The organism is Pseudomonas wuhanensis (genome assembly GCF_030687395.1).
GTDB classification, from domain to species: domain Bacteria; phylum Pseudomonadota; class Gammaproteobacteria; order Pseudomonadales; family Pseudomonadaceae; genus Aquipseudomonas; species Aquipseudomonas wuhanensis.
Window position 1 is genome coordinate 3,397,072 of sequence record NZ_CP117430.1, and the last position, 22,408, is coordinate 3,419,479.

18 protein-coding genes are annotated in these 22,408 nt (G+C 56.4%); 17 read left to right on the top strand and 1 reads right to left on the bottom strand.

Features of this window, described 5'->3' with window-relative positions; translation table 11 throughout:
• Positions 1 to 123: 123 nt before the first annotated feature.
• Complete coding sequence (locus PSH88_RS15530) at positions 124 to 510, top strand: response regulator (protein WP_305421391.1); 387 nt, start codon at positions 124 to 126, stop codon at positions 508 to 510.
• Positions 511 to 516: 6 nt separating this feature from the next.
• Here the strand turns inward: PSH88_RS15530 and PSH88_RS15535 are convergent, their stop codons facing one another.
• Positions 517 to 2,856: a hypothetical protein gene (locus PSH88_RS15535; protein ID WP_305421392.1), complete on the bottom strand. Its 2,340-nt coding sequence runs from the start codon at positions 2,854 to 2,856 to the stop codon at positions 517 to 519.
• A 260-nt stretch (positions 2,857 to 3,116) separates the two neighbouring features.
• Between PSH88_RS15535 and PSH88_RS15540 the strand changes: the two genes are divergently transcribed.
• The 16 genes from PSH88_RS15540 to PSH88_RS15615 all read left to right on the top strand — a co-directional run bounded on the left by PSH88_RS15540 (position 3,117) and on the right by PSH88_RS15615 (position 22,405).
• The gene (locus PSH88_RS15540) at positions 3,117 to 4,406 is read left to right on the top strand and encodes a glycosyltransferase (protein ID WP_305421393.1); all 1,290 of its coding nucleotides are present in this window, start codon (positions 3,117 to 3,119) and stop codon (positions 4,404 to 4,406) included.
• Positions 4,407 to 4,579: 173 nt separating this feature from the next.
• Positions 4,580 to 5,452 carry a phosphatidylinositol-specific phospholipase C domain-containing protein gene (locus tag PSH88_RS15545; RefSeq protein ID WP_305421394.1) on the top strand — a complete coding sequence of 291 codons (873 nt, stop codon included), beginning with the start codon at positions 4,580 to 4,582 and terminating at the stop codon, positions 5,450 to 5,452.
• Between the two features lie 198 nt (positions 5,453 to 5,650).
• Entirely contained in the window at positions 5,651 to 6,532 is an 882-nt protein-coding gene (locus tag PSH88_RS15550) for a phosphatidylinositol-specific phospholipase C domain-containing protein (protein ID WP_305421395.1), read from the top strand.
• Between the two features lie 79 nt (positions 6,533 to 6,611).
• The gene (locus tag PSH88_RS15555; protein WP_305483288.1) at positions 6,612 to 7,517 is read left to right on the top strand and encodes an AraC family transcriptional regulator; all 906 of its coding nucleotides are present in this window, start codon (positions 6,612 to 6,614) and stop codon (positions 7,515 to 7,517) included.
• A gap of 308 nt (positions 7,518 to 7,825) precedes the next feature.
• A complete protein-coding gene (locus PSH88_RS15560) occupies positions 7,826 to 9,136 on the top strand; it encodes an ABC transporter substrate-binding protein (protein WP_305421396.1) in 1,311 nt (436 codons plus the stop codon).
• A 142-nt stretch (positions 9,137 to 9,278) separates the two neighbouring features.
• Positions 9,279 to 10,205: a carbohydrate ABC transporter permease gene (locus PSH88_RS15565; protein ID WP_305421397.1), complete on the top strand. Its 927-nt coding sequence runs from the start codon at positions 9,279 to 9,281 to the stop codon at positions 10,203 to 10,205.
• A gap of 10 nt (positions 10,206 to 10,215) precedes the next feature.
• Positions 10,216 to 11,046 (top strand): carbohydrate ABC transporter permease, encoded by an 831-nt coding sequence (locus PSH88_RS15570; protein WP_305421398.1) that lies wholly within the window; start codon positions 10,216 to 10,218, stop codon positions 11,044 to 11,046.
• A gap of 32 nt (positions 11,047 to 11,078) precedes the next feature.
• Positions 11,079 to 12,182, top strand: a complete 1,104-nt coding sequence (locus tag PSH88_RS15575; protein ID WP_305421399.1) for an ABC transporter ATP-binding protein — start codon at positions 11,079 to 11,081, stop codon at positions 12,180 to 12,182.
• Between the two features lie 14 nt (positions 12,183 to 12,196).
• Entirely contained in the window at positions 12,197 to 13,669 is a 1,473-nt protein-coding gene (locus PSH88_RS15580) for a mannitol dehydrogenase family protein (protein WP_305421400.1), read from the top strand.
• A 184-nt stretch (positions 13,670 to 13,853) separates the two neighbouring features.
• Positions 13,854 to 15,350 (top strand): xylulokinase, encoded by a 1,497-nt coding sequence (xylB, locus tag PSH88_RS15585; protein WP_305421401.1) that lies wholly within the window; start codon positions 13,854 to 13,856, stop codon positions 15,348 to 15,350.
• A gap of 13 nt (positions 15,351 to 15,363) precedes the next feature.
• Positions 15,364 to 16,302: a carbohydrate kinase family protein gene (locus tag PSH88_RS15590; protein WP_305421402.1), complete on the top strand. Its 939-nt coding sequence runs from the start codon at positions 15,364 to 15,366 to the stop codon at positions 16,300 to 16,302.
• Between the two features lie 620 nt (positions 16,303 to 16,922).
• Complete coding sequence (locus PSH88_RS15595) at positions 16,923 to 17,654, top strand: hypothetical protein (RefSeq protein ID WP_305421403.1); 732 nt, start codon at positions 16,923 to 16,925, stop codon at positions 17,652 to 17,654.
• A gap of 226 nt (positions 17,655 to 17,880) precedes the next feature.
• Positions 17,881 to 19,953, top strand: coding sequence for a type VI secretion system Vgr family protein (locus PSH88_RS15600; RefSeq protein ID WP_305483289.1), 2,073 nt, complete (start codon positions 17,881 to 17,883; stop codon positions 19,951 to 19,953).
• On the top strand, positions 19,950 to 20,801 hold the full coding sequence (locus tag PSH88_RS15605; protein WP_305421404.1) for a DUF4123 domain-containing protein: 852 nt from the start codon (positions 19,950 to 19,952) through the stop codon (positions 20,799 to 20,801). Before PSH88_RS15600 ends, PSH88_RS15605 begins: the two co-directional genes overlap by 4 nt.
• Positions 20,794 to 21,600: a hypothetical protein gene (locus PSH88_RS15610; protein WP_305421405.1), complete on the top strand. Its 807-nt coding sequence runs from the start codon at positions 20,794 to 20,796 to the stop codon at positions 21,598 to 21,600. Before PSH88_RS15605 ends, PSH88_RS15610 begins: the two co-directional genes overlap by 8 nt.
• A 10-nt stretch (positions 21,601 to 21,610) precedes the next feature.
• Positions 21,611 to 22,405 (top strand): hypothetical protein, encoded by a 795-nt coding sequence (locus PSH88_RS15615; RefSeq protein ID WP_305421406.1) that lies wholly within the window; start codon positions 21,611 to 21,613, stop codon positions 22,403 to 22,405.
• Positions 22,406 to 22,408: the final 3 nt, after the last annotated feature.

Below are 22,408 nucleotides of genomic sequence, written 5' to 3' on the forward strand. Positions count from 1 at the left end.
CTCTTGTGCGGCTATTGTTTTTGTAGCGCGTCGGGAACTTGTCGTGATTCGTCACTTACTGATGCAAGAGCCCGACGATTTCGATCGTCCGGCAACCGCGAATTCAATCTTTGAGAGCCCACTATGTCCGCTAAAACCTCCACCATTCTAGTCGTCGAAGACGATGCCATCGTGCGCACGCTGATCGTCGATGTGCTGGAGGAACTGGAGTTCCGGGTGCTTGAGGCCGATGGCTGTGAAGAGGCGCTGGATTTCATCAACGATGAGGACCAGGACATCGACTTGCTGATGACGGATGTGGGGTTACCGGTCATGGACGGTCGTGAACTGGCCAAGCAGGCGCGCATGCTGCGTCCCAAATTGCCAATTCTGTTCGCCAGCGGTTATGCCGAAAACATTGAGGTGCCTGATGACATGCAGGTGATCGGCAAGCCGTTTTCCATTGATCAACTGCGGGACAAGGTCAAGAATATTTTGTCCTCTCTCCCTTTATCCACGCCTGGGCAATGACGCAACTCAAGCACTCAGGCGTTTGCGCTTAGCCTCCTGCCGCTCTCGGAAAGCGATGATGTCATTGATGCCCACTTCAGCCAGTGGTCGTGCAGGCGTCGGAGTAGTTTCTGGTACAGACAGCACTGCTTCCTGCTCGGCAACCGCCTCGTTACCAAAATCGACGCCAGCAAGTCCGTTGATATCAGTCAGCGGCTGGCGGAATTTATTCCCCACTTCTCGACCACTGCCTTTCAATGGATTGACCTCACTCGCCCTGATTGCTCGTTCGATCGCTTTGGGATTGGGAATGAACCTCCCGGTCTTGTCGTAGGCGCCGAGAATCAAGGCAGGCGGTAGATCGACGGCATAGTTGATTTCCAAAGGAGGCAGTTGTTTCAACCCGGAGTTGGGGCGAAATGCTAGTTCGGTATTGGCATACAAATGGAATCCCTCCAACTGACGAGCATCGACGAAATAGGTGTAGCCGCCTTTTTCGCCACCATAGACAAAGGCCCCTGCGCCGTCTTTCTTGTAAAAAGACGAGGTCGAAATACCTGCGCCATCAAGATCGAGTGCATCGTGAGCACCACCATAGCCACCTTTGAAGCCGTTGACCTGGTTGAGATCCCTGATTGGCGTGCGTTGGGTAAACCCTTTTTCAAAGATTACTATCGGATCGCGCATGTCCCCGCGAAACACGAAACCTTGATAGACAAAACCTTTTTCCGGCCCGGAAAGCCTCACCACCTGTGAGCTCGTCGCGACGGACTGCGCCACATTAGGCCCGCCCGCCAACTCTGACAGGTAGCCTGCGACAAGCACCCCCTTGCCGGCCTCAGGTATTTCTTTGCCAGCAGTACTCGCCAACTGATGGCTGATGCTGCCTGCGGGTCTGCGCACCAACGAGGGTCTGTTGCTGCGCATAAGCGTTTCTAGCACTCGGCGGCTGATGTTCTTCTTGGCCACAATGGAAAGGGCTTTACCCAAAAGTTTTTCCGCAATGGGGCCGGCGAGTTCAGATAGAACTCCGATCGCTGCGTTGATCCTCAAACGCTCCGCCTCGGAAGGGTCATCAGAGATTTCGGCACGGATCAAATCAGTCGCCGATGCCCCAATTCCCAACAGGAAGGGAATCAGCATACGAATCGGTGCAGACACCCAGGCCGCCGTTCCTCCGGTAGGGATCGAAACCGCGAACGCAATGCACTGAAGCAAATACCCGGCGACTTCCAACGCAATATCGGTCATACGCTCGGTGTGGGTTGATACCAATGTATCGATATCCGCCAACGCTCGCTTGATCTGCCGGTCGAAAAGGGCTTTACCAAGGTCAGTGCTGGATCGAAATACAATCTCTCGATAGTTTGGGCGCGTCGCGAACAGGGGGAATTCCAATCCCCTATATTTGAAATCACGGACGTAAGGTTTTTGTTGGGCGCTCAATGGAACACGCTTCAGCAGACGCTTTTGCAGTTGCGGATGGTTTTCCAGAAACCTTCCACGCTCGTCATGCCCGGCGGGAAATTCGATGGCAGCACTGTCTTCGCCCAGAAAAAACAATACGCCTCGATCCAAATTGTTGCGCCCGATAAATACGGCGTTATCGACCTCAAGATCCGGGTCGCTGTGCAAGTTAAGAACGCGCGCAGGGATCAAGCCTTTGAGATACTCAAAGGCAATCATCTTGTCTTCCATTGAGCGAGCGTCACTCTTGATGAACTCTACGACCAGCTTGTTGAGTTCGGCTTTTTTTAGCAGTTGCCCAAAAGCGTACGCTGCAGAATGTTGTAAGCTATCGGCAACATACTTCTTGAAATCAGCTTGATAGTCGGCCCCCTCCAAAGTCTTTACAAGCTTGGCAGGATAGTAGGAAGGCCATTGTATTTCAGAGTACCCCCTGTCTTTCAGTACACGATAATGATAGCCGGTGCATATTTCTGCCAATGTAAATTCTCTCTCCTTCCAGTTGGCGGGATCTTTTTCAGCTTCAAGCATGTCGCTGCGATTGGGTTGTTTAACCTCTATATATTTAATCAGCACTTTTGAATCATACTTTATCCGCGACCTGTTTTTTTCGTCAGGCACTAGCGCCTGGACAGTTTCATCAATGCGATGACGAATAAAATATGCAGGATCAAAGCTGGCTGGGTCAGCGACGACCGAACAGCCATGCAATATCTCATCACTCAGATTTTTTATATTAACACCCTCAACATCTTCTTCATCGACCGAACTGATTAATGTTCTGGCTTTCACCATTGGCACAGGCTCTTCCTCCTCCAGATCACTTAGGGGGTCCAGCAGCCATAAAAGCGAATATTGATCTTCGGCATCGTCGTAAATACCAGGCAATTCCATTTTCATAACTTATTCCTGCGAGCAGCAACAAAGCACGAACTGCACTTTTCCATTACTGCACGCTAGGCACAAGCGTAATCACCCCCAAGCAAACAATACACCGTGGAAATGTTATTAATATTTACAACACAACCAAAAACCTTAGGTATATTTTCCGACATGCATGCAATGCCGAGTTACTGCAACAGGACGCATGCGACCACTACTGTACTGTGGTTTAATTGCGCCCTTTTCTGCCCCTCGCTTGCTGCAAAGGATCACTGTTCATGACTCAGCCGCCCGCCACTAAAGTCCTGGTCATTGGCTACGTCTGGCCCGAGCCCCGCTCTTCTGCGGCCAGTGGGCATGTGATGCAAATTCTCGATACGTTCCTGCAGCAAGGCTGGGACATCACCTTCAGCAGCCCGGCCGGCACCGGTGAGCACCGTGCGGACCTGACCTCGCTGGGCATTCGCGAAGTGCCGATCGAGTTGAATAACAGCAGTTTCGACACCTTTGTCAGCGAACTGGCCCCGGATATTGTGTTATTCGACCAGTTCATGATGGAGGAACAGTTCGGCTGGCGAGTAGAAAAACACTGCCCCGACGCCTTGCGCGTGCTGGAGACCTCCGATCTGCAAAGCTTGCGACATGCCCGGTATCAGCGCCTCAAGGAGCGCTTGAAAGCCAGTGACGACGCCAACGATTTCAGTGAGTTATTCGCCCCGGCATTGCGTGAAGAGTTCGAGTTCATGGCCGATACCGACTTGGCGAAACGGGAGATCGCCGCGCTGTATCGCTGCGACTTGAACCTGATGATCTCCGAAGTGGAGATCGAATTGCTGGTCGAGCAGTTCAAACTGCCGCGCAACTTGCTGCACTGGTGTCCGCTGATGGTCGATGCGCCGAGTGCGCCGTCACCAGCCTTTGAAGATCGTGCGCATTTCCTGAGCATCGGTAACTTCCGTCACGCGCCGAACTGGGATGCCGTGCTCTGGATGAAAACCATGATCTGGCCGCTGATCCGTGCGCAATTGCCAGAGGCGCAACTGCATATCTATGGCGCCTATACGCCGCCCAAAGCCACCGCCCTGCACAATGCGGCCCAAGGGTTTCATGTGATGAACTGGGCAGAAGATGCCTTGCAAGTCATGTCCGCGGCCCGGGTCTGTCTGGCGCCGTTACGCTTCGGTGCGGGTATCAAAGGCAAAATCGTCGACGCCATGCTGTGCGGCACACCCAATGTCACCACCCCGATCGGTGCAGAAGCGATGCACCGCGAACAGCCGTGGCCGGGCGCCGTGACCCAAACCGCGCGTGAGTTCGCCGATTGTGCGGTTCGTCTTTATAAAGACAAAGACCTGTGGATGAGTGCCCAATCCCATGGACAGATATTATTAGCCGAGCGCTATCAGCCGTCGATACATGGCCCGGCTCTGATCGAGAAATTATTATATTGCCAGCAACACCTGGCTCAACTTAGAAGGGATAACTTTACCGGCAGCATGTTGCGCCATCATCATCACAAAAGCACTCAGTACATGGCGCAGTGGATCGAGGCAAAGAACCGTCATTAATGACCAAGCTTTCAATTATTTCTAACTAGCGGATATAAAAACCACATACTTTGCATCAATCCAATGATTGGCCATTTATACGTTCATCGTTATAAGTACGGAAAAGCCGCCCTCAATTACTTCGATACTCGAAGGTGTGACTTTTTCTATTTAATCAATGCAAGGATGCATTAATGAACAACGACACTTTAAACAATTACGCACTCAACAACTGGATGGCCGCGACACCGGCCATCGACACTTTATCGCTCTGCGAGTTGACGCTGCCAGGCACTCACAACGCGGGGTGCGACTGGAAAGCGTCCTACCCACTAATTCCAGGCGCTCACTGGCTGGCGTGCCAGCACGACTCGTTTTATGCCCAACTGAACAACGGTGCGCGGGCACTGGATGTTCGACTGGATTTTGTCTTCGACGAACCGGGGCTTGGCAAATTTCGTTTTCAGCACAACGGTTACCGCTCTTCCCGCACCTTGGGGGACCTTGTTACAGACGTGGAGCGTTTTCTTCAGGAAAACCCGGACGAGTTTATCGTCTTGGACTTCCACGAACTGAAGGGCGGCCAACAACCCTTTGACTATCATTTTTTCAACGCGATGATGCTCAGGTTTCTCGGCCAAAGAATGATTCCCTCCAACAACTTGTACCTTAGCCTCGGGCAACTCAAGAAGCTCAGCAAAGTTCAAAGAGTCCTAGTCGCTGCCGAAGGGTATTGGGAGCTTGATCGAACCTGGTTTTGCGAAAAAATCGAGCACAAATGGAGTGGCATCGCCGACACGAATGCCGCTGAACTGGAAAAACACATCATCGAAGTACTGAAAAACCCTCCTGGCACATGGGCGCCTTGGTCTCTTTCCGCAACGAGCTACAGTCTTCTCGGCGGCCCTGTCGACATCAAAGGACATCTTACTGGGTGGTTCGACCTCGCCAAGCGCGACTGGGCAACCAAGTGCAACATTATCAATGTCGACTTCATTGAAGAGTCAAAAATAGTTTCTTATTGCCGAACCGCGAGTTTGATAAAAGCGAACAATCAAATCAAATAGCCCCACACCAACGCGCCATCAGTTAGCTATATTTGTGGAGATATTTCTATCGCTGGCAATACTGCCGAGCACTCCTATGCTGGTTTCTGAACTTGTCTTTATGACAGCCTGACAATCCGGACGCGGCCCTTCGCCGCCTCTGGTTCACGAACCGATTCGCCCCACGGATGGGGCGAAGTTAACGCACAAGGAATAATCATGACTCACAGTGCAACAGGGACGCTCGACAAACAGAAATGGATGAGCAACGTACTGGATATCGATCAGTTGAAGCTGACCGACATTGTCTGGCCCGGCACGCACAATGCTGGCATGGACAAAAAAGCGCCAAACTATGAAGTGGTGTTCGGCAACTGGACAACCTGCCAGAACGATTCATTTGCCTGGCAACTGGCCAATGGCGCGCGAGCTTTCGATCTGCGGCTCGGCTACACATTCGGCCCCGTAGAGCCGGTGTTTTACTTTCATCACAATGGGTTTCAGTCCCACCGAATCCTCGATGAACTGATCGATGCGGTATCGGCCTTTCTGGATCGAAATCCGGATGAATTCATCGTGCTGGACTTTCATCAGCTGGGAATCGCGGGCAAACCCTTCGATTATCGGAAACTCAACGATGTGCTGGTGCGTCGCCTTGGGCTGCGAATCATCCCGCACAGCGACGCATTGAAAACCGTGGGCGAACTCAAGCGCACCAGTTCACTGCGCCGCATCGTCATGGCGGCCCAAGGCGCGTCGGGGCTGGACAGCAATTACTTCTGGCCGCGCATACCGCACAAGTGGCGCGACCAGGCATTCACTGATGCCAGCGAGCTGCGTAGCCATATCGCTACGACCCTTGAAGACGCGCCCTACGAAACATTTCTCTGGTCGCTGTCGGCGACCACCTATTCGCTATTGGGTGGCCCACAGCACATAAAAAGCCAAATCAATGACTGGTTCAGTACAACGCGCGACTGGGTAACCCGTTGCAGCATCATTAACATCGACTTTTTCGACGAGTGCGAGATTGTCCGCTACTGCTGGATCGCCTCCAGCATGAAAGCCGTGTATGGCCGCTCGTTGCATGAACGGACCTGAACGGTCAACGTCGCGGGCTGGCACAGAGAGCCTGGAAAGAGGCATGATCAACGGGCGATAACAATAAAAGTGTCCTGACATGAGCCGACCAGCCAGAGTTACCGATCCTTCCTACGAATTGATGGACGACCATAACGGGTTGTCCATCATCTATCGTCAGCACGGCTTCCCCTGCCCTTTGGTGCGCTGGCATTTCCACAAGGAATACGAACTGCACCTGATCGTCGCCAGCTCCGGCAAGGTGTTCATCGGTGACTACATCGGCAACTTCTACCCGGAAACGCTGTTCCTGACCGGCCCCAACCTGCCCCACAACTGGATCAGCCAGGTCGCCGAAGACGAAGTAGTGTCCAAGCGCGACATGCTGGTCAATTTCACTGACGAACTGTTTGAAAGCGGCCATCAGGTGTTCGCCGAACTCAAGACGCTCGCCCCGTTGCTGGAGCGCGCGCAATACGGCATCGAGTTCCGCTGCAAGCGCACGATCCACCAGGCCATGACCTTGATGCAGCGCATCGCCGACACCAAGGGCATGACCCGGCTCGGGTACTTTTTCATTCTGCTGGAGTTGCTGGCGGCGTCCGATGACTATCAGTTGCTGTCCGGTGCCACGACGCCACAATTGGCTGATGAACACAATATCGACCGCACCAACCGGGCGGTGGATTACATCTTTGCCCATTACGCCCGGGAACTGCCGCTGGAAGAAGTCGCCGAGCATCTGGGTCTGAAGCCGACCTACTTCAGCCGAGTGTTCAAACAGGCCACCGGGCGCTGCTTCATCGAATTCGTCAATCGCCTGCGCATCAGTAAATCCTGTGAGCTGCTGGCAGATGGCGACAAAACGGTGACCGATGTGTGTTTCGAGTCGGGCTTCAATAATATTTCCAACTTCAACCGGCGTTTCCAACAACTCAAAGGCATGACGCCGTCGCACTACCGGCGGTTGGCGGTGCAGCGTTTGACTGAGCAAAACCTGGGCTGAATGCCTTGGTCATAGGGTGATTTTCAGATCGCCTTCGCGAGCAAACCTCACGCCTACAAGAGCGAGGCTTACCCGCGAAGGGGCGGGTAAAACCTGTACAAATTCGATGCCCCCTCGTCCCTGCAAAGCCTGCCCTTGCATCTCCCGCTCCAAACCCCAGTGCAAAAAAGTATCGATGACAGTGCGATGGATGATTTGTCAGCCCATCGATTGAACGCTGTAATCAGTGCACATTCTTCCTGCCTCGGAAGACACAAAAACAATAACTGTCCTTCTGTAACCCGCCGGGTGCAGAAAAGGAGTGCACGATGCAACCCTCTGTAAAAGCTCTGCTTGCTCTCACCTGCATGACCCTCAGTAGCGTCAGCCTCGGTGCACAGACCCTGACCATTGCCACCGTCAACAACAGCGACATGATTCGCATGCAAAAACACTCGAAAACCTTCGAGGCCGAGCATCCGGACATCAAGCTCAATTGGGTGGTGCTTGAAGAAAACGTTCTGCGTCAACGCCTGACCACCGACATCGCCACCCAGGGCGGACAGTTCGATGTGTTGACCATTGGCATGTACGAAGCCGCACTCTGGGGCGCCAAGGGTTGGCTGGAACCGATGAAGGACTTGCCGGCCAGCTACGCCCTCGACGACGTCTTCCCTTCGGTCCGTGAAGGCCTTTCAGTCAAGGGTACGCTCTATGCCCTGCCGTTCTACGCTGAAAGCTCCATCACCTATTACCGCACCGACCTGTTCAAGGACGCCGGTCTGACCATGCCCGAACGCCCGACCTGGACTCAGATCAGCGAATTTGCCGGCAAACTCACCAATAAAGATAAAGAACAGTACGGTATCTGCCTACGCGGCAAGGCTGGCTGGGGCGAGAACATGGCGCTGATCACCACCCTCGCCAATGCTTACGGCGCACGCTGGTTTGATGAGAAATGGCAGCCGGAATTCACCGGCCCCGAGTGGAAGAATGCGCTGAACTTCTATGTCGACACCATGAAGAAGTCCGGCCCTCCTGGCGCGTCGAGCAACGGCTTCAACGAAAACCTGGCGCTGTTCAACAGCGGCAAGTGTGCGATCTGGGTCGATGCCAGCGTGGCCGGCTCGTTCGTCACCGACAAGACCCAAAGCAAGGTCAGCGATCACGTCGGCTTCACCTACGCACCGCATGAAACCACCGACAAAGGTTCGGCCTGGTTGTATTCCTGGGCGCTGGCCATTCCGACCAGTTCCAAGGCCAAGGATGCGGCGAAAACGTTCAGCGCCTGGGCCACTTCCAAGGAATATGGTGCGCTGGTCGCGGAAAAAGACGGCATCGCCAACGTGCCGCCAGGCACTCGCGCCTCGACCTACACCGAGGCCTACCTGAATGCCGCACCGTTCGCCAAGGTGACGCTGGAATCGCTGAAGGCTGCGGACCCGAGCAAACCGTCCCTCAAACCCGTGCCCTATATCGGCATCCAGTTGGTGACCATCCCTGAGTTCCAGGCCGTGGGCACCCAGGTCGGCAAGCTGTTTTCGGCAGCGCTGATCGGCCAGACCACGGTCGACCAGGCCCTGACCGCCGCCCAGTCAACCACCGAACGTGAAATGAAGCGCGCCGGTTATCCCAAGTAACCAGCACCTTTCCCTGTGGGAGCGGGCTTGCCCGCGATAGCAATGGATCAGTCACGAAGATGTGCCGGATGTACCGGCCTCTTCGCGGGCAAGCCCGCTCCCACAGGTTCCGCGTCGTCTGTTCTCAATCGGTTCTATCGCCATGAATATTTCAACTGTCAAAACTCACATGGACATCTCCCAACCGGTGCGCAAAAGCCGGTTGACCAACCCCGGCTGGTTTCTGGTCAGCCCCTCGGTTGCGTTGTTGCTGCTGTGGATGATCGTGCCGCTGGGCATGACCGTTTACTTTTCAATGATTCGCTACAACCTGCTCTACCCCGGCGAAAACCAGTTCGTGGGGCTAGAGAACTTCAGCTACTTTCTGAGCGACTCGGGCTTCCTGCCCGGTGCCACCAACACCCTGTTGCTAGTGGGCAGCGTGTTGCTGATCAGCGTGGTATTCGGGGTGTTGATCAGCGCGTTGCTGGAGGCCAGTGAGTTTCTCGGTCGCGGCATCGTGCGGGTGATGTTGATCTCGCCGTTCTTCATCATGCCCACCGTCGGTGCGCTGATCTGGAAAAACCTGATCTTTCACCCGGTCTCGGGGATTCTCGCCTACATCTGGAAACTGTTCGGCGCGCAGCCGGTGGACTGGCTGGCGCATTACCCGCTGCTGTCGATCATCATCATTGTCTCGTGGCAATGGCTGCCCTTCGCGATCCTGATCCTGATGACCGCCATGCAGTCCCTCGATCAGGAACAGAAAGAAGCCGCACGCCTGGACGGTGCCGGTCCTATCGCGATTTTCTGGCACCTGACCCTGCCGCACCTGGCCCGGCCGATTGCGGTGGTAGTGATGATTGAAACCATCTTCCTGCTGTCGGTGTTCGCCGAAATCTTCACCACCACCAACGGTGGCCCCGGCTACGCCTCGACCAACCTCGCCTACCTGATCTACAACCAGGCGCTGGTGCAGTTCGACGTCGGCATGGCCTCCGCCGGTGGGTTGATCGCGGTGTTGATTGCCAACGTCGCGGCCATCGTGCTGGTGCGAATGATCGGCAAAAACCTGACAGACAAAGCCTGAGGCCTGCGCCATGACTCTTCAACAATCTCGCCACCTGCAAAGCCTGCTGCTCGGCACCCTGGCCTGGGCCATCGCGATCCTGATCTTCTTCCCGATCTTCTGGATGGTGATGACCAGTTTCAAAACCGAAATCGACGCGTTCGCCACGCCGCCGCAGTTCATCTTCACGCCGACGCTGGAGAACTACCTGCACATCAACGAGCGTAGCGATTACTTCAGCTTCGCCTGGAACTCGGTGGTGATTTCCTTCAGCGCCACGGCATTGTGCCTGCTGATTGCGGTGCCGGCAGCCTACTCCATGGCGTTCTACGAAACCCAGCGCACCAAAGGCACGCTGCTGTGGATGCTCTCGACCAAGATGCTGCCGCCGGTGGGCGTGTTGATGCCGATCTACCTGCTGGCCAAGAGTTTCGGCCTGCTGGACACACGGATTGCGCTGATCGTGATCTACACGCTGATCAACCTGCCGATCGTGGTCTGGATGATTTACACCTACTTCAAAGACATCCCCAAAGACATCCTCGAAGCCGCACGCCTGGACGGCGCGACGCTGTGGCAGGAAATGGTCCGGGTGTTGCTGCCGATTGCCAAGGGCGGCCTCGCTTCCACGGTTTTGCTGTCGCTGATCCTGTGCTGGAACGAGGCGTTCTGGTCGCTGAACCTGACCTCATCGCAGGCCGCGCCACTGACCGCGTTGATCGCCTCGTACTCAAGCCCTGAAGGTCTGTTCTGGGCCAAGTTGTCGGCAGTGTCGACCCTGGCCTGTGCACCGATCCTGATCTTCGGCTGGATCAGCCAGAAACAATTGGTCCGCGGCCTATCGTTCGGTGCCGTGAAATAGCCCTCAAAGAATAAGCACAAAGGAGCGCCATCATGGCCAACCTGAAAATCAAGAATCTGCAAAAAGGCTTCGAAGGTTTTTCCATCATCAAAGGCATCGACCTTGAAGTGAATGACAAGGAATTCGTGGTGTTCGTCGGCCCGTCGGGCTGCGGTAAATCTACCCTGCTGCGACTGATCGCCGGACTGGAAGAAGTCAGCGGCGGCACCATCGAACTGGATGGCCGCGACATCACCGAAGTCAGCCCGGCCAAGCGCGACCTGGCGATGGTGTTCCAGACCTACGCCCTCTACCCGCACATGAGCGTACGCAAAAACATGTCGTTCGCTCTGGACCTGGCCGGTGTAGCGAAAGCCGAAGTCGAGAAAAAAGTCGGCGAAGCGGCGCGTATCCTTGAACTCGGGCCGATGCTGGAGCGCAAGCCGAAGCAACTGTCCGGTGGTCAGCGTCAACGCGTGGCCATCGGCCGGGCGATCGTGCGCAACCCGAAAATCTTCCTGTTCGACGAACCGCTGTCCAACCTCGACGCCGCCCTGCGGGTGCAGATGCGCCTGGAATTGTTGCGCCTGCACAAAGAACTTCAAGCCACGATGATCTACGTGACCCACGACCAGGTCGAAGCCATGACCATGGCCGACAAAGTCGTCGTCCTCAATGGCGGCAAGATCGAGCAAGTCGGTTCACCATTGGACCTGTATCACCAGCCGGCCAACCTGTTTGTCGCAGGCTTCCTCGGCACGCCGAAAATGGGCTTCCTCAAGGGCAAAGTCACCCGCGTTAACGGCCAAAGCTGCGAAGTGCTGCTGGACGCCGGCACTCGCATCAGCCTGCCGTTGAGCAGTGCCAGCCTGAGTGTCGGCGGCGCCGTGACCTTAGGGATTCGTCCAGAACATCTGCAGCTGGCGCAACCCGGTGACTGCACCCTGCAAGTCACTGCCGACGTCAGCGAACGCTTGGGCAGCGACACCTTCTGCCACGTCCTGACGTCTTCCGGCGAAGCGCTGACCATGCGGGTTCGCGGCGATCTGGCCAGCCGTTATGGTGAAACCCTGAGCCTGCACCTGGATGCTGAACACTGCCATTTATTCGATGCTGACGGCGTGGCGCTGACCCGCCCACTGCGCGCCGCAGCCTGATTCGAGAGCATGCGATGAAACTGAATAAACAGAACCTCAACCGCCTCGCCCCCGAGGTAGCCCTGCCCGCCTACACCCTGAGCGATACCCGCCAAGGCATCGCGCACATTGGCGTCGGCGGTTTCCACCGCGCGCATCAGGCGTACTACACCGATGCCTTGATGAATACCGGCGAAGCACTGGACTGGGCCATTTGCGGGGTCGGCCTGCGCGCCGAAGACCGCCGCGCCCGGGACGATCTCAAAGAGCAGGATTATCTGTTTACCCTGTTCGAACTGGGCGACGCCGACGACGCCGAAGTCCGGGTTATCGGTGCCATCCGCGACATGCTGCTGGCCGAAGACAGCGCCGAGGTGCTGATCGACAAACTCGCCGATCCAGACATTCGCATCGTCTCGCTGACCATCACCGAAGGCGGCTATTGCATCGACGACAGCAACGGCGAGTTCATGGCGCACCTGCCCCAGATCCAGCACGACCTGACTCACCCGAACGCGCCAAAGACTGTATTCGGTTTCCTCTGCGCCGCGCTGGCCAAACGTCGTGCAGCCGGTACGCCCGCGTTCACGCTGATGTCTTGCGATAACCTGCCGCACAACGGCGCCGTGACCCGTAAAGCCCTGCTGGCATTCGCCGCCCTGCGCGATGCCGATCTGCGCGACTGGATCGAGCGCCATGTCAGCTTCCCTAATGCGATGGTCGACCGCATTACGCCAATGACCAGCACCGAGCATCGTCTGCAACTGGCCGACAAACATGCGGTCGATGACGCTTGGCCGGTGGTCTGCGAACCGTTTGTGCAGTGGGTGCTGGAGGACAAATTCGTCAACGGTCGCCCGGCGTGGGAAAAGGTTGGTGTGCAGTTCACCGACGATGTCACGCCTTACGAAGAGATGAAGCTCAAGCTGCTCAACGGCAGCCATCTGGCACTGACCTATCTGGGCTTTTTGAAGGGTTACCGCTTCGTTCACGAAACCATGAACGACCCGCTGTTCGTGCGCTACATGCGCGCCTACATGGACCTGGACGTGACGCCGCAACTGGCGCCGGTGCCGGGGATCGACCTGACCGAGTACAAAAACACCCTGGTGGCGCGCTTCTCCAACCAGGCGATTGCCGATCAGCTGGAGCGGGTGTGTTCGGATGGTTCGTCGAAGTTTCCGAAGTTCACCGTGCCGACGATCAACCGCTTGATTGCCGATGGACAGGAGACCAAGCGCGCGGCGCTGGTGGTCGCAGCCTGGGCGCTGTACCTCAAAGGCGTGGATGAGAATGGCCAGACCTTTGCAATTGCGGATCCGCGGGCGGCGTTCTGCCAGGCGCTGGTGGCCGATGATGTGTTGATCACCCAACGATTGTTGGAGGTTGAGGAGATTTTCGGGACAGCGATTCCGCGTTCTCGGGAGTTTGTCGCGGCGTTTGAGTGGTGCTGTAACAGCTTGCGGGAGGTTGGGGTGACGCGGACGCTGGAGCGGGTTTTGGCTTAAGTGCGGTGGTGAATCTTCTGTCGCCATCGCGGGCAAGCCCGCTCCCACAGGAATCGAGGTTGGTCCCAAATCTGCGTTTCACCCCAGACCACTGTGGGAGCGGGCTTGCCCGCGATGGCTGACTGACAAACAACATAAATGTTGAATAGGCATTGATATCGACCTGACGATCCAAGGACCTTCCATGGCAAACCAACAATTATTCCTCGGCATCGACTGCGGCACCCAAGGCACGAAAGCCGTCATCCTCGACGCGCACAGCGGACAGGTCCTCGGTCAGGGCGCCGCTGCCCACAGCCTCATCAGCGGCGCCAATGGTCGTCGCGAGCAAGACACTGCCCAATGGCTGGAAGCCTTTACCCTGGCCACCCAGCGCGCGCTGCTCGCAGCGGATGTGGAGGGTCAGGCGATCCTCGGCATCGGTGTTTCCGGCCAGCAGCATGGCCTGGTGCTGCTCGACGATCGCGGCCAGGTGCTGCGCCCGGCCAAGCTCTGGTGCGACACCGAGTCCACAGCGGAGAACGACCGCTTGCTCACCCATCTGGGCGGCGATGAAGGCTCACTGGAACGCCTCGGCGTGGTCATTGCACCGGGCTACACCGTGTCAAAACTGCTTTGGACCAAAGAACAGCACCCGGAAGTATTCGCCCGAATCGCCCGCATTTTGCTGCCCCATGACTACCTCAACTACTGGCTCACCGGCCGCAGTTGCAGCGAGTATGGCGATGCCTCGGGCACCGGCTATTTCAATGTGCGCACCCGCCAGTGGGACTTGCAACTGCTGCGCGACATCGACCCCACCGGACGTCTGCAAGCCGCGCTCCCGGAGTTGATCGATGCCCACCAACCGGTCGGTACGATCCTGCCGAGTATCGCCGAACATCTGGGCATCAACCCGCAGGCCCTGGTCTCCAGCGGCGGCGGTGACAACATGATGGGCGCGATCGGCACCGCCAATATACAGCCCGGCGCGATCACCATGAGCCTCGGCTCCTCGGGAACGGTCTACGCCTATGCCGAGCAAGCGAACGTCAGCCCGGATGCCTCGGTCGCGACGTTCTGCTCCTCCAGCGGCGGCTGGCTGCCGCTGATCTGCACGATGAACCTGACCAACGCGACCGGCGCGATTCGCGAGTTGTTCGAACTGGATATCGAGGCGTTCAACGCCTTGGTCGAGCAAGCGCCGATTGGTGCCGACGGCGTGTGCATGCTGCCGTTCTTCAATGGCGAACGCGTCCCCGCCCTGCCCCATGCCAGCGGCAGCCTGCTGGGGCTGACCATGACCAACCTGACCCGGGCCAACCTGTGCCGCGCCGTGGTGGAAGGCACCACCTTCGGTTTGCGTTACGGGCTGGACCTGCTGCGCCAGAATGGCTTACAAAGCCGCAGCATCTGCCTGATCGGCGGCGGCTCGAAGAGCCCGGTGTGGCGACAGATCGTCGCAGACATCATGAATACGCCAGTGATTTGTACCGAACAAAGCGAGGCCGCAGCCCTCGGCGCAGCGATTCAGGCGGCGTGGTGTACGTCCTGGGCAAACGGTCACGAAGACAGCTTGGCGGACTTGTGTGAGCGTTGCGTAAAGCTCGATCTGGCCAGTGAAACCTTACCGAATGCAGAAAATGTGGTGGCCTGTCAGCAGGCCTACGAACGCTATCAACAGCATGTCGCAACCCTTTAAAGAGCGAGCAATTATGTATCTGGTGTGTGGCGAAGCGCTGTTCGATTTCTTCAGCGAAGACGATGCCAGCGGTGTGGCATCCAAAGTGAATTTCAAGGCAATTGCCGGCGGCTCACCGTTCAACGTGGCCGTAGGTTTACGCCGCTTGGGCGTGGATGCCGCGCTGTTTGGCGGGCTGTCGACCGACTACCTGGGCCGACGTTTGCAGCAAGTGCTGCAGGACGAAGGTGTGCGCTCGGACTACCTCGTGGACTTTGCCGCGCCGACCACCCTGGCGATGGTCGCGGTCGGTGCCAATGGTTCACCCCATTACAGCTTTCGTGGCGAAGGCTGCGCTGATCGGCAATTGAGCCTGGCGCATCTGCCGCAACTGGGGCCAGAAGTGCGCGGTTTGCACGTCGGCTCGTTTTCGCTGGTGGTGCAACCGATTGCCGATACCTTGCTGGCGCTGGTGCAACGGGAAAGCGGCAAGCGCCTGATCAGCCTCGACCCGAACGTACGCCTGAATCCCGAACCGAACATCGAGTTGTGGCGCTCGCGGATTGCCACGCTGGTGGAGCTGGCCGACCTGATCAAGGTCAGCGACGAAGACTTGAGCTTGCTGTACCCCGAGCAGGATCCTCAGCGCGTGATCGAAGGCTGGCTGGAGCATCGCTGTCAGTTGGTGTTCCTGACCCGTGGCGGCGAAGGCGCAACGGTGTTCAGCCGTGCCCACGGCTCGTGGTCGGTGCCGGCCTGTTCGGTGAAGATTGCCGACACGGTGGGGGCTGGCGATACCTTCCAGGCGGCGTTGATTACCTGGTTGACCGAGCAGCAGCTGGATTCGGTCGACGGTTTGCAACAGCTGAGCAAGGAGCAGATCGATACCATGCTCAGGTTCGCCGTTAGCGCCGCCGCCCTGACCTGCAGCAAGACCGGGCCGGATTTGCCGTATCGGCGGCAGTTGGGCTGACATCGGCGCCCCCCCATGCCGCCTCTACTATGGCAGGTCCTGATTTCAGGGCCTGCCGGTGGACCTGAACAATAGACAGTCTTCTGAACCGCTCAACGTATTTTTGACAAGGGGCGATCGCAATAGCTTTGCCTTCTTGATGCTTACAAGAACGCACTGACGCATAACTTTCTTCATCGGCGCTACATCTCTTCGCCTCTTATATTTTTTAGATATATTTTTATTTCGATTTAAAGTTGCAATAGTCCGACCAAAAGACAAGCGGCTATTGACAGCTTAATACTCTCACCCCAACAAGAATAGTTATAGCAATTCACGCTTTCAACTAGTTCAAAACAAAATAACCACACAACACCAGTGACATATTAATTCTGTAAGCTTTTAACCTCCCCACCTGTAAGACAGCACTGGATCAGTCCTCATACAACAACCCCATCCTATTGAATTAAATCAATAAACCAGACTACCGCTGAAAATGATGTTGGTTTAATTAAAAATAACCAGCCAGTTACTTGACCACTACATGCCTTCAACTAATATCTTTTCCACGCACAGCGCAGGTAAGGATTATTGCTGTGCGTTCATCCTTATACCCCCACAACAGGAAAAGGAACTCCAACATGGAAAGTGTCGCTATCTCAGCTGCCCAAATTAACTGGAACGGCGGACAACGCATTACGCTCACCGCAGGAGATACAGCCACCTGTACCGCGCTTAGCCCCGGCCAGCTTTATGGCATCTTTATCTACAACTCCGCTCAGAATGACAACAACTCGACTGTCTCCGTGAACTGGAGCAACAGCCAGCCGCCCGTACCGATCACGGTGCCTGGCACCACGGCGAATGCAGGCCTGGCATCGTTGGGTTTTGTCTCGGGCACCGATACTCAAACCGTTTCGGTTTCACTGCCCAGCAATGCCGGTAAGTCACAGGTGGAAATCTGGTTGGGAAGTGTCAGCATGCCGACCAATACATCGGGGCTGACCAATTATCCGCTGCCGGCCGATGGTGAGCAGCACCCGTTCAACAAGTACACCCGTTACTATGCGGTCCCCCCCTCGAAATGGATGAACCTGACGATCACCAGCACCATTACACAGTTCCTCTCCTGCCAGTTCCGTGAGGCACAAGCGACCGTGTTCGTCGTTAATGAGACTTCGAACGGCCTCCTTGCCAATCAGGTTACCAACATTGGGCCTACTGCCAGTGCGTCTGGGAACGTCAAGATCGTTTACTCGCAGATCCAGAGCATCACCAATAATCTGCAAGGCGACGGTACGCAATGGGTGTGGATGGATGCTGACAGTCAGCAAGACTCTCAGAGCGCGACCATTTCCTTGCAATCGCTTTGAATTTCTTGGCTGAGTAATACGGAAGGCCCCACCCAGTGGGGCCTTCCTTTATTTGGCGTGACGGCCAATCGCTTCAAAAAATGCCAGTATTCATTGCGCAAAAGCTCGGCTATAGGGGAAAGCCCGATAGCCGTCAGGCCCCGGACCTACGGCATTTCAACCTTGAACATGGCACTTTAATGCTGCACCATCCGCCCCTGCTTTTTCAAAGGACGGAACTCAAGGCATGCTGGACGCAAACGCAATCCATATTTCCCTCACGCTCGAAGGCATTTCCGTCGACCTGCAGGTCCTCAGCTTCGTCGGTCGCGAAGCCCTCAACCAGCCGTTCTGTTTCGACATCGAACTGGTCAGCGCCCGCCCCGACCTGAAACTCGAAGAGCTGCTGCACAAGCCCGGTTGCCTGACCTTCGGCGCCACTGGCCAAGGCAAAATCCATGGCCTGGTCTACCGCATCGAGCAAGGCGATTCCGGCAAGAGCCTGACCCGTTACAGCATCAGCCTGGTGCCGCAACTCGCCTACCTGCGGCACAACCACGACCAGCAGATTTTCCAGCATTTAACTGTGCCAAAGATCATCGCCCAGGTGCTCGAAGCCCGGGGCATTCTGGCCGACGCCTACAGCTTCCAGCTCGGCGCGATCTACCCCGAGCGCGTGTACTGCGTGCAGTACGACGAATCCGACCTGCACTTCATCCAGCGCCTGTGCGAAGAGGAAGGCATTCACTTCCACTTCCAGCACAGTGCCAGCGGCCACAAACTGGTGTTCGGCGATGACCAGACGGTGTTCCGCAAACTCGCGCCAGTGAGCTACCAGCAAGACTCCGGCATGGCCGCCAAAAAACCGGTGATCAAGCGCTTCAACCTGCGCCTGGAAACCCGCACCACCCGCGTCAGCCGCCGCGACTACGACTTCGAAAAACCACGATTGCTGCCCGAAGGCGCGGCTAAAAGCGAATTCGCCCCGGACCTCGAAGACTACGACTACCCCGGCCGCTTCACCGACCGCGCGCGCGGCAAGCAACTGGCGACCCGTGCCCTGGAACGCCATCGCAGCGACTACCAACTCGCCGAAGGCAAAGGCGACGAACCGACCCTGGTCACTGGCCACTTCATGGCCCTCAGCGAACACCCGCGCGCCGAGTGGAACGACCTCTGGCTGCTGCTGGAAATCGTCCACGAAGGCAAACAGCCGCAAGTGCTCGGCGAGAACATCACCAGCGACGTCACCCATAACAAGGACGACTTCCACCAGGGCTACCGCAACCGCTTCCTCGCCACGCCGTGGGACGCGCACTTCCGCCCTGCCCTGGAGCACCCGAAACCCAAAGTGCTGGGCAGCCAGACCGCCATCGTCACTGGCCCGCCGGGCGAAGAAATCCACTGCGACGAATACGGCCGCGTCAAAGTGCAATTCCATTGGGACCGCGACGGCCAGGGCAACGACACCAGCAGCTGCTGGCTGCGCGTCGCCACCGGCTGGGCCGGCAACGCCTACGGCGGCATCGCCATTCCGCGAGTCGGCATGGAAGTGCTCGTCACCTTCCTCGAAGGCGACCCCGACCAACCACTGATTACCGGCTGCCTGTACCACAAGGAAAACGTCGTCCCCTACGACCTGCCAGCGAACAAAACCCGCAGCACCTTCAAGACCCTCAGCTCACCGGGCGGCAAGGGCTACAACGAGTTTCGCATCGAAGATAAGAAAGGCGCGGAACAGATCTACCTGCACGCCCAGCGCGACTGGGATGAAAACATCGAGCACGACCAGAAAATTCGCGTCGGCAATGAAAGGCATGACACCGTTGAAGCGAATGCTTTTAGTGAGTTCAAGGTGGAAGAGCACCGGGTTACCCACCTGGACCGCAAGACCGAGGCGCGGGCGGATGATCACCTCACCGTCGGTGTGACCCAGCATGTGAAGGTCGGGACGGCGCAGTTTGTCGAGGCGGGTCAGGAGATTCACTACCACGCTGGGGAGAAGGTGGTGGTTGAGGGTGGCATGGAGCTGACGGCCAAGGCTGGTGGGAGCTTTGTGAAGATTGATGCGGGTGGGGTGACGATTAGCGGGGCTGAGGTGAAGGTTAATTCCGGAGGTGCTCCCGGCGCAGGTACAGGAATTCAGATTCTCGACCCGGTAATCCCGTGGGCCGCCGCCAAAGACAAGGCCGGCGCCCTGCTCGTCCCGGCCGCCGTGCAAATGGCCATGGCCAAGGCTGCCCGTGCGGCCGGCGACATCCGCTGCCCGATTTGCGAAGCCTGCCGTGAAGGCAAATGTGATTTGGGGGCAACAGCATGAGCGACGCACTGAACAACTGGCTCGGCGAACAAGCCCGGCTCAATCGCGTCCTGATCCTGGCCCTCGACAGCCTCGCCGAACCGAACCCCGTCACCTCGCTCTACAGCGCAGGCCTGATGCAGCGCTCGGTGCAACTCTATCGACGCACCCAATACGTTGAGTTCGCCGCCATCAGCCCTTGGCTGACCGAACTGCACAACCCCGGCGCCGATGCCTTCCGCAAACTGCTCGACGACCCACAACGCAACTGGGGCTGGATCGGCAGCATGGACAAGGCCGACCTCGATGGCCTGACCCAACACTGGCAGGCCCGAATGGTGATTGAGGAAGATGGTGAGCGTTCATTGTTCCGTTTTCAGGACAACCGCGTGATTGCTCGCTGCCTTGCCAACCTGAGCGAGACCGAACGCCCCTTGCTGCTAGGCCCGATCAGCAGCGTGCTGTATTGGGATGAAGAGCAGTGGAAAAGCGCGGACAACGCCAGACCCGGTCTGTACCCGGTGCCAAACCCCGCGCCGTGGTTGCGAATTCCAAACTCGCCGGAGCGTACGCGCAGCATCTTGCGCGAAAACCTGAAACGCTGGTTGCTGGTGTACCACGTCGAAGCCGCCGCCAAACTCTCCGAAACCCGCAACGTGCGCGAATGGCTGGAAGAACAGATGGACCTGCTTGAGGCCTGGCAATGGAACACGCCGGAACAACGCGAGTTCATGCTCAGCCTCAGACTTGATCCTCAATGCGCGGACGATGTGGCTTGGCAACCGTTGCCGGGTGAAACGCCGGAGCAACACTTTGCGCGGTGTCAGCGGGTGTTTGATGCGCAGTTAGGTGAGTCAGAGCGTGGGTGAGATTGAGGCGTCTGGCGCAACCTTTTTGGGGCGTTTTTTTTGGTTGTTCGCTGTTGCGGGTGTTATGGCAGCTTCTGGTTGTTCGGTTAGATCTGCTGACAGCTTTACGCTGGTGACCGAATTGCCGCCGGGGTTCAGCATTAAAGGTGAGGCGTCTTATGTGCCTAGGACGGGAGAGATTTGTACGGTCCCTCCTGGCAAAGGCAGGAACTATCCGAGCAAAAAGTTTTTTGAGCAAGACCTGAGTAACGAAGCGCAGACGGCACATTTCGAAGTCCCACTGATAAGCAATGAAGGAGGCTGCCCTTTAGTACTTAAAAGTTTCGGATATGAGGTCGACGCGAAGTACGGAGCTGCACGGCTCGATTTAGGTAGGGATTACACGGGTATTGCCTTTCAGGATGGAACGGCAGACAGTCAAAATTATCCTTCACCCACAGCATTACGCAAACAGTGTGAATGGTTGTTTCGCACGGCTGGGCCTGATCGTTACATCGTTAAAATTCTGAAATGCAAATCGGTGGCTACTCCCGAACAAGCAAGCGGTTCAGTTGCAAAAGGTCCACTGCAACGTACTCAATTCGCCGGAAAGACGTTAAAAATAGTATTTTCAATTGCAAAGGAAGAAACCCCATATATGGGGGATACGTGGGTTAAGTTCCCTGAAGGCTGGAAGCGGTGTATGGGAAAGAGCCTCGAAGACCCTTATGCGTTTTGTCGCGGTAACACTACCGACTTCAAGCCCTTTAAAATGCCGGATGGACGTGATTGCACCGTCTACCCAAACTGCACCGAATAAGGACAATAAAATGTTTTCTCGAGACTTTTTCACTGGACTTGTTCGAGCTGCTGCCATCGGGTTAGGGGTACTCGGGGCTACAGGATGCTCAGTCGCGCAACAGGATAGCTTCACGCTGGTAACTGAACTGCCACCCGGATTCAGCATTAAAGGCGAAGCGTCTTATGTGCCTAGAATGGGAGAGACTTGTACGATCCCGCCTCGCAATGGGAGAAACTACCCTGGCAAAAAATTTTTTGAGCAAGAACTTAATAACGAAGCGCAGACGGCACATTTCGAAGTCCCACTGACAAGTAACGAAGGAGGCTGCCCTTTGGTACTTAAAAGTTTCGGATATGAGGTCGACGCAAAGTACGGAGCTGCCCGCCTCAATTTAGGTAGGGATTACGCGGGGATTTCGTTTCAGGATGGAGTTGCAGACAGTCTCAATCCTCCTTCACCCACGACACTACAGAAACAGTGCGAATGGTTGTTTCGTACAGTAGGACCCAATCGTTACATAGCTAAAATTTTGAAATGTAAATCTGTGGCAACACCTGAACAGGAAAGTGGCGCAGTTGCAAAAGGTCCGCTGCAACGTGCTCAATTGGTAGGGAAGACGGTTAAAGTAGTCTTCGCTATTTCAAGCGAAGAAAGGCCGGCCGTAGGTGATAATTGGGTGAAGTTCCCGTCTGGCTGGAAGCGTTGCATGGGTGACAGCCTTGAGGACCCTTATGCGTTCTGCGGAGACAATAAAACTGACTTTAAACCCTTCAAAATGCCAGATGGACGTGACTGCACCGTCTATCCGGCTTGCAACGAATAAGGA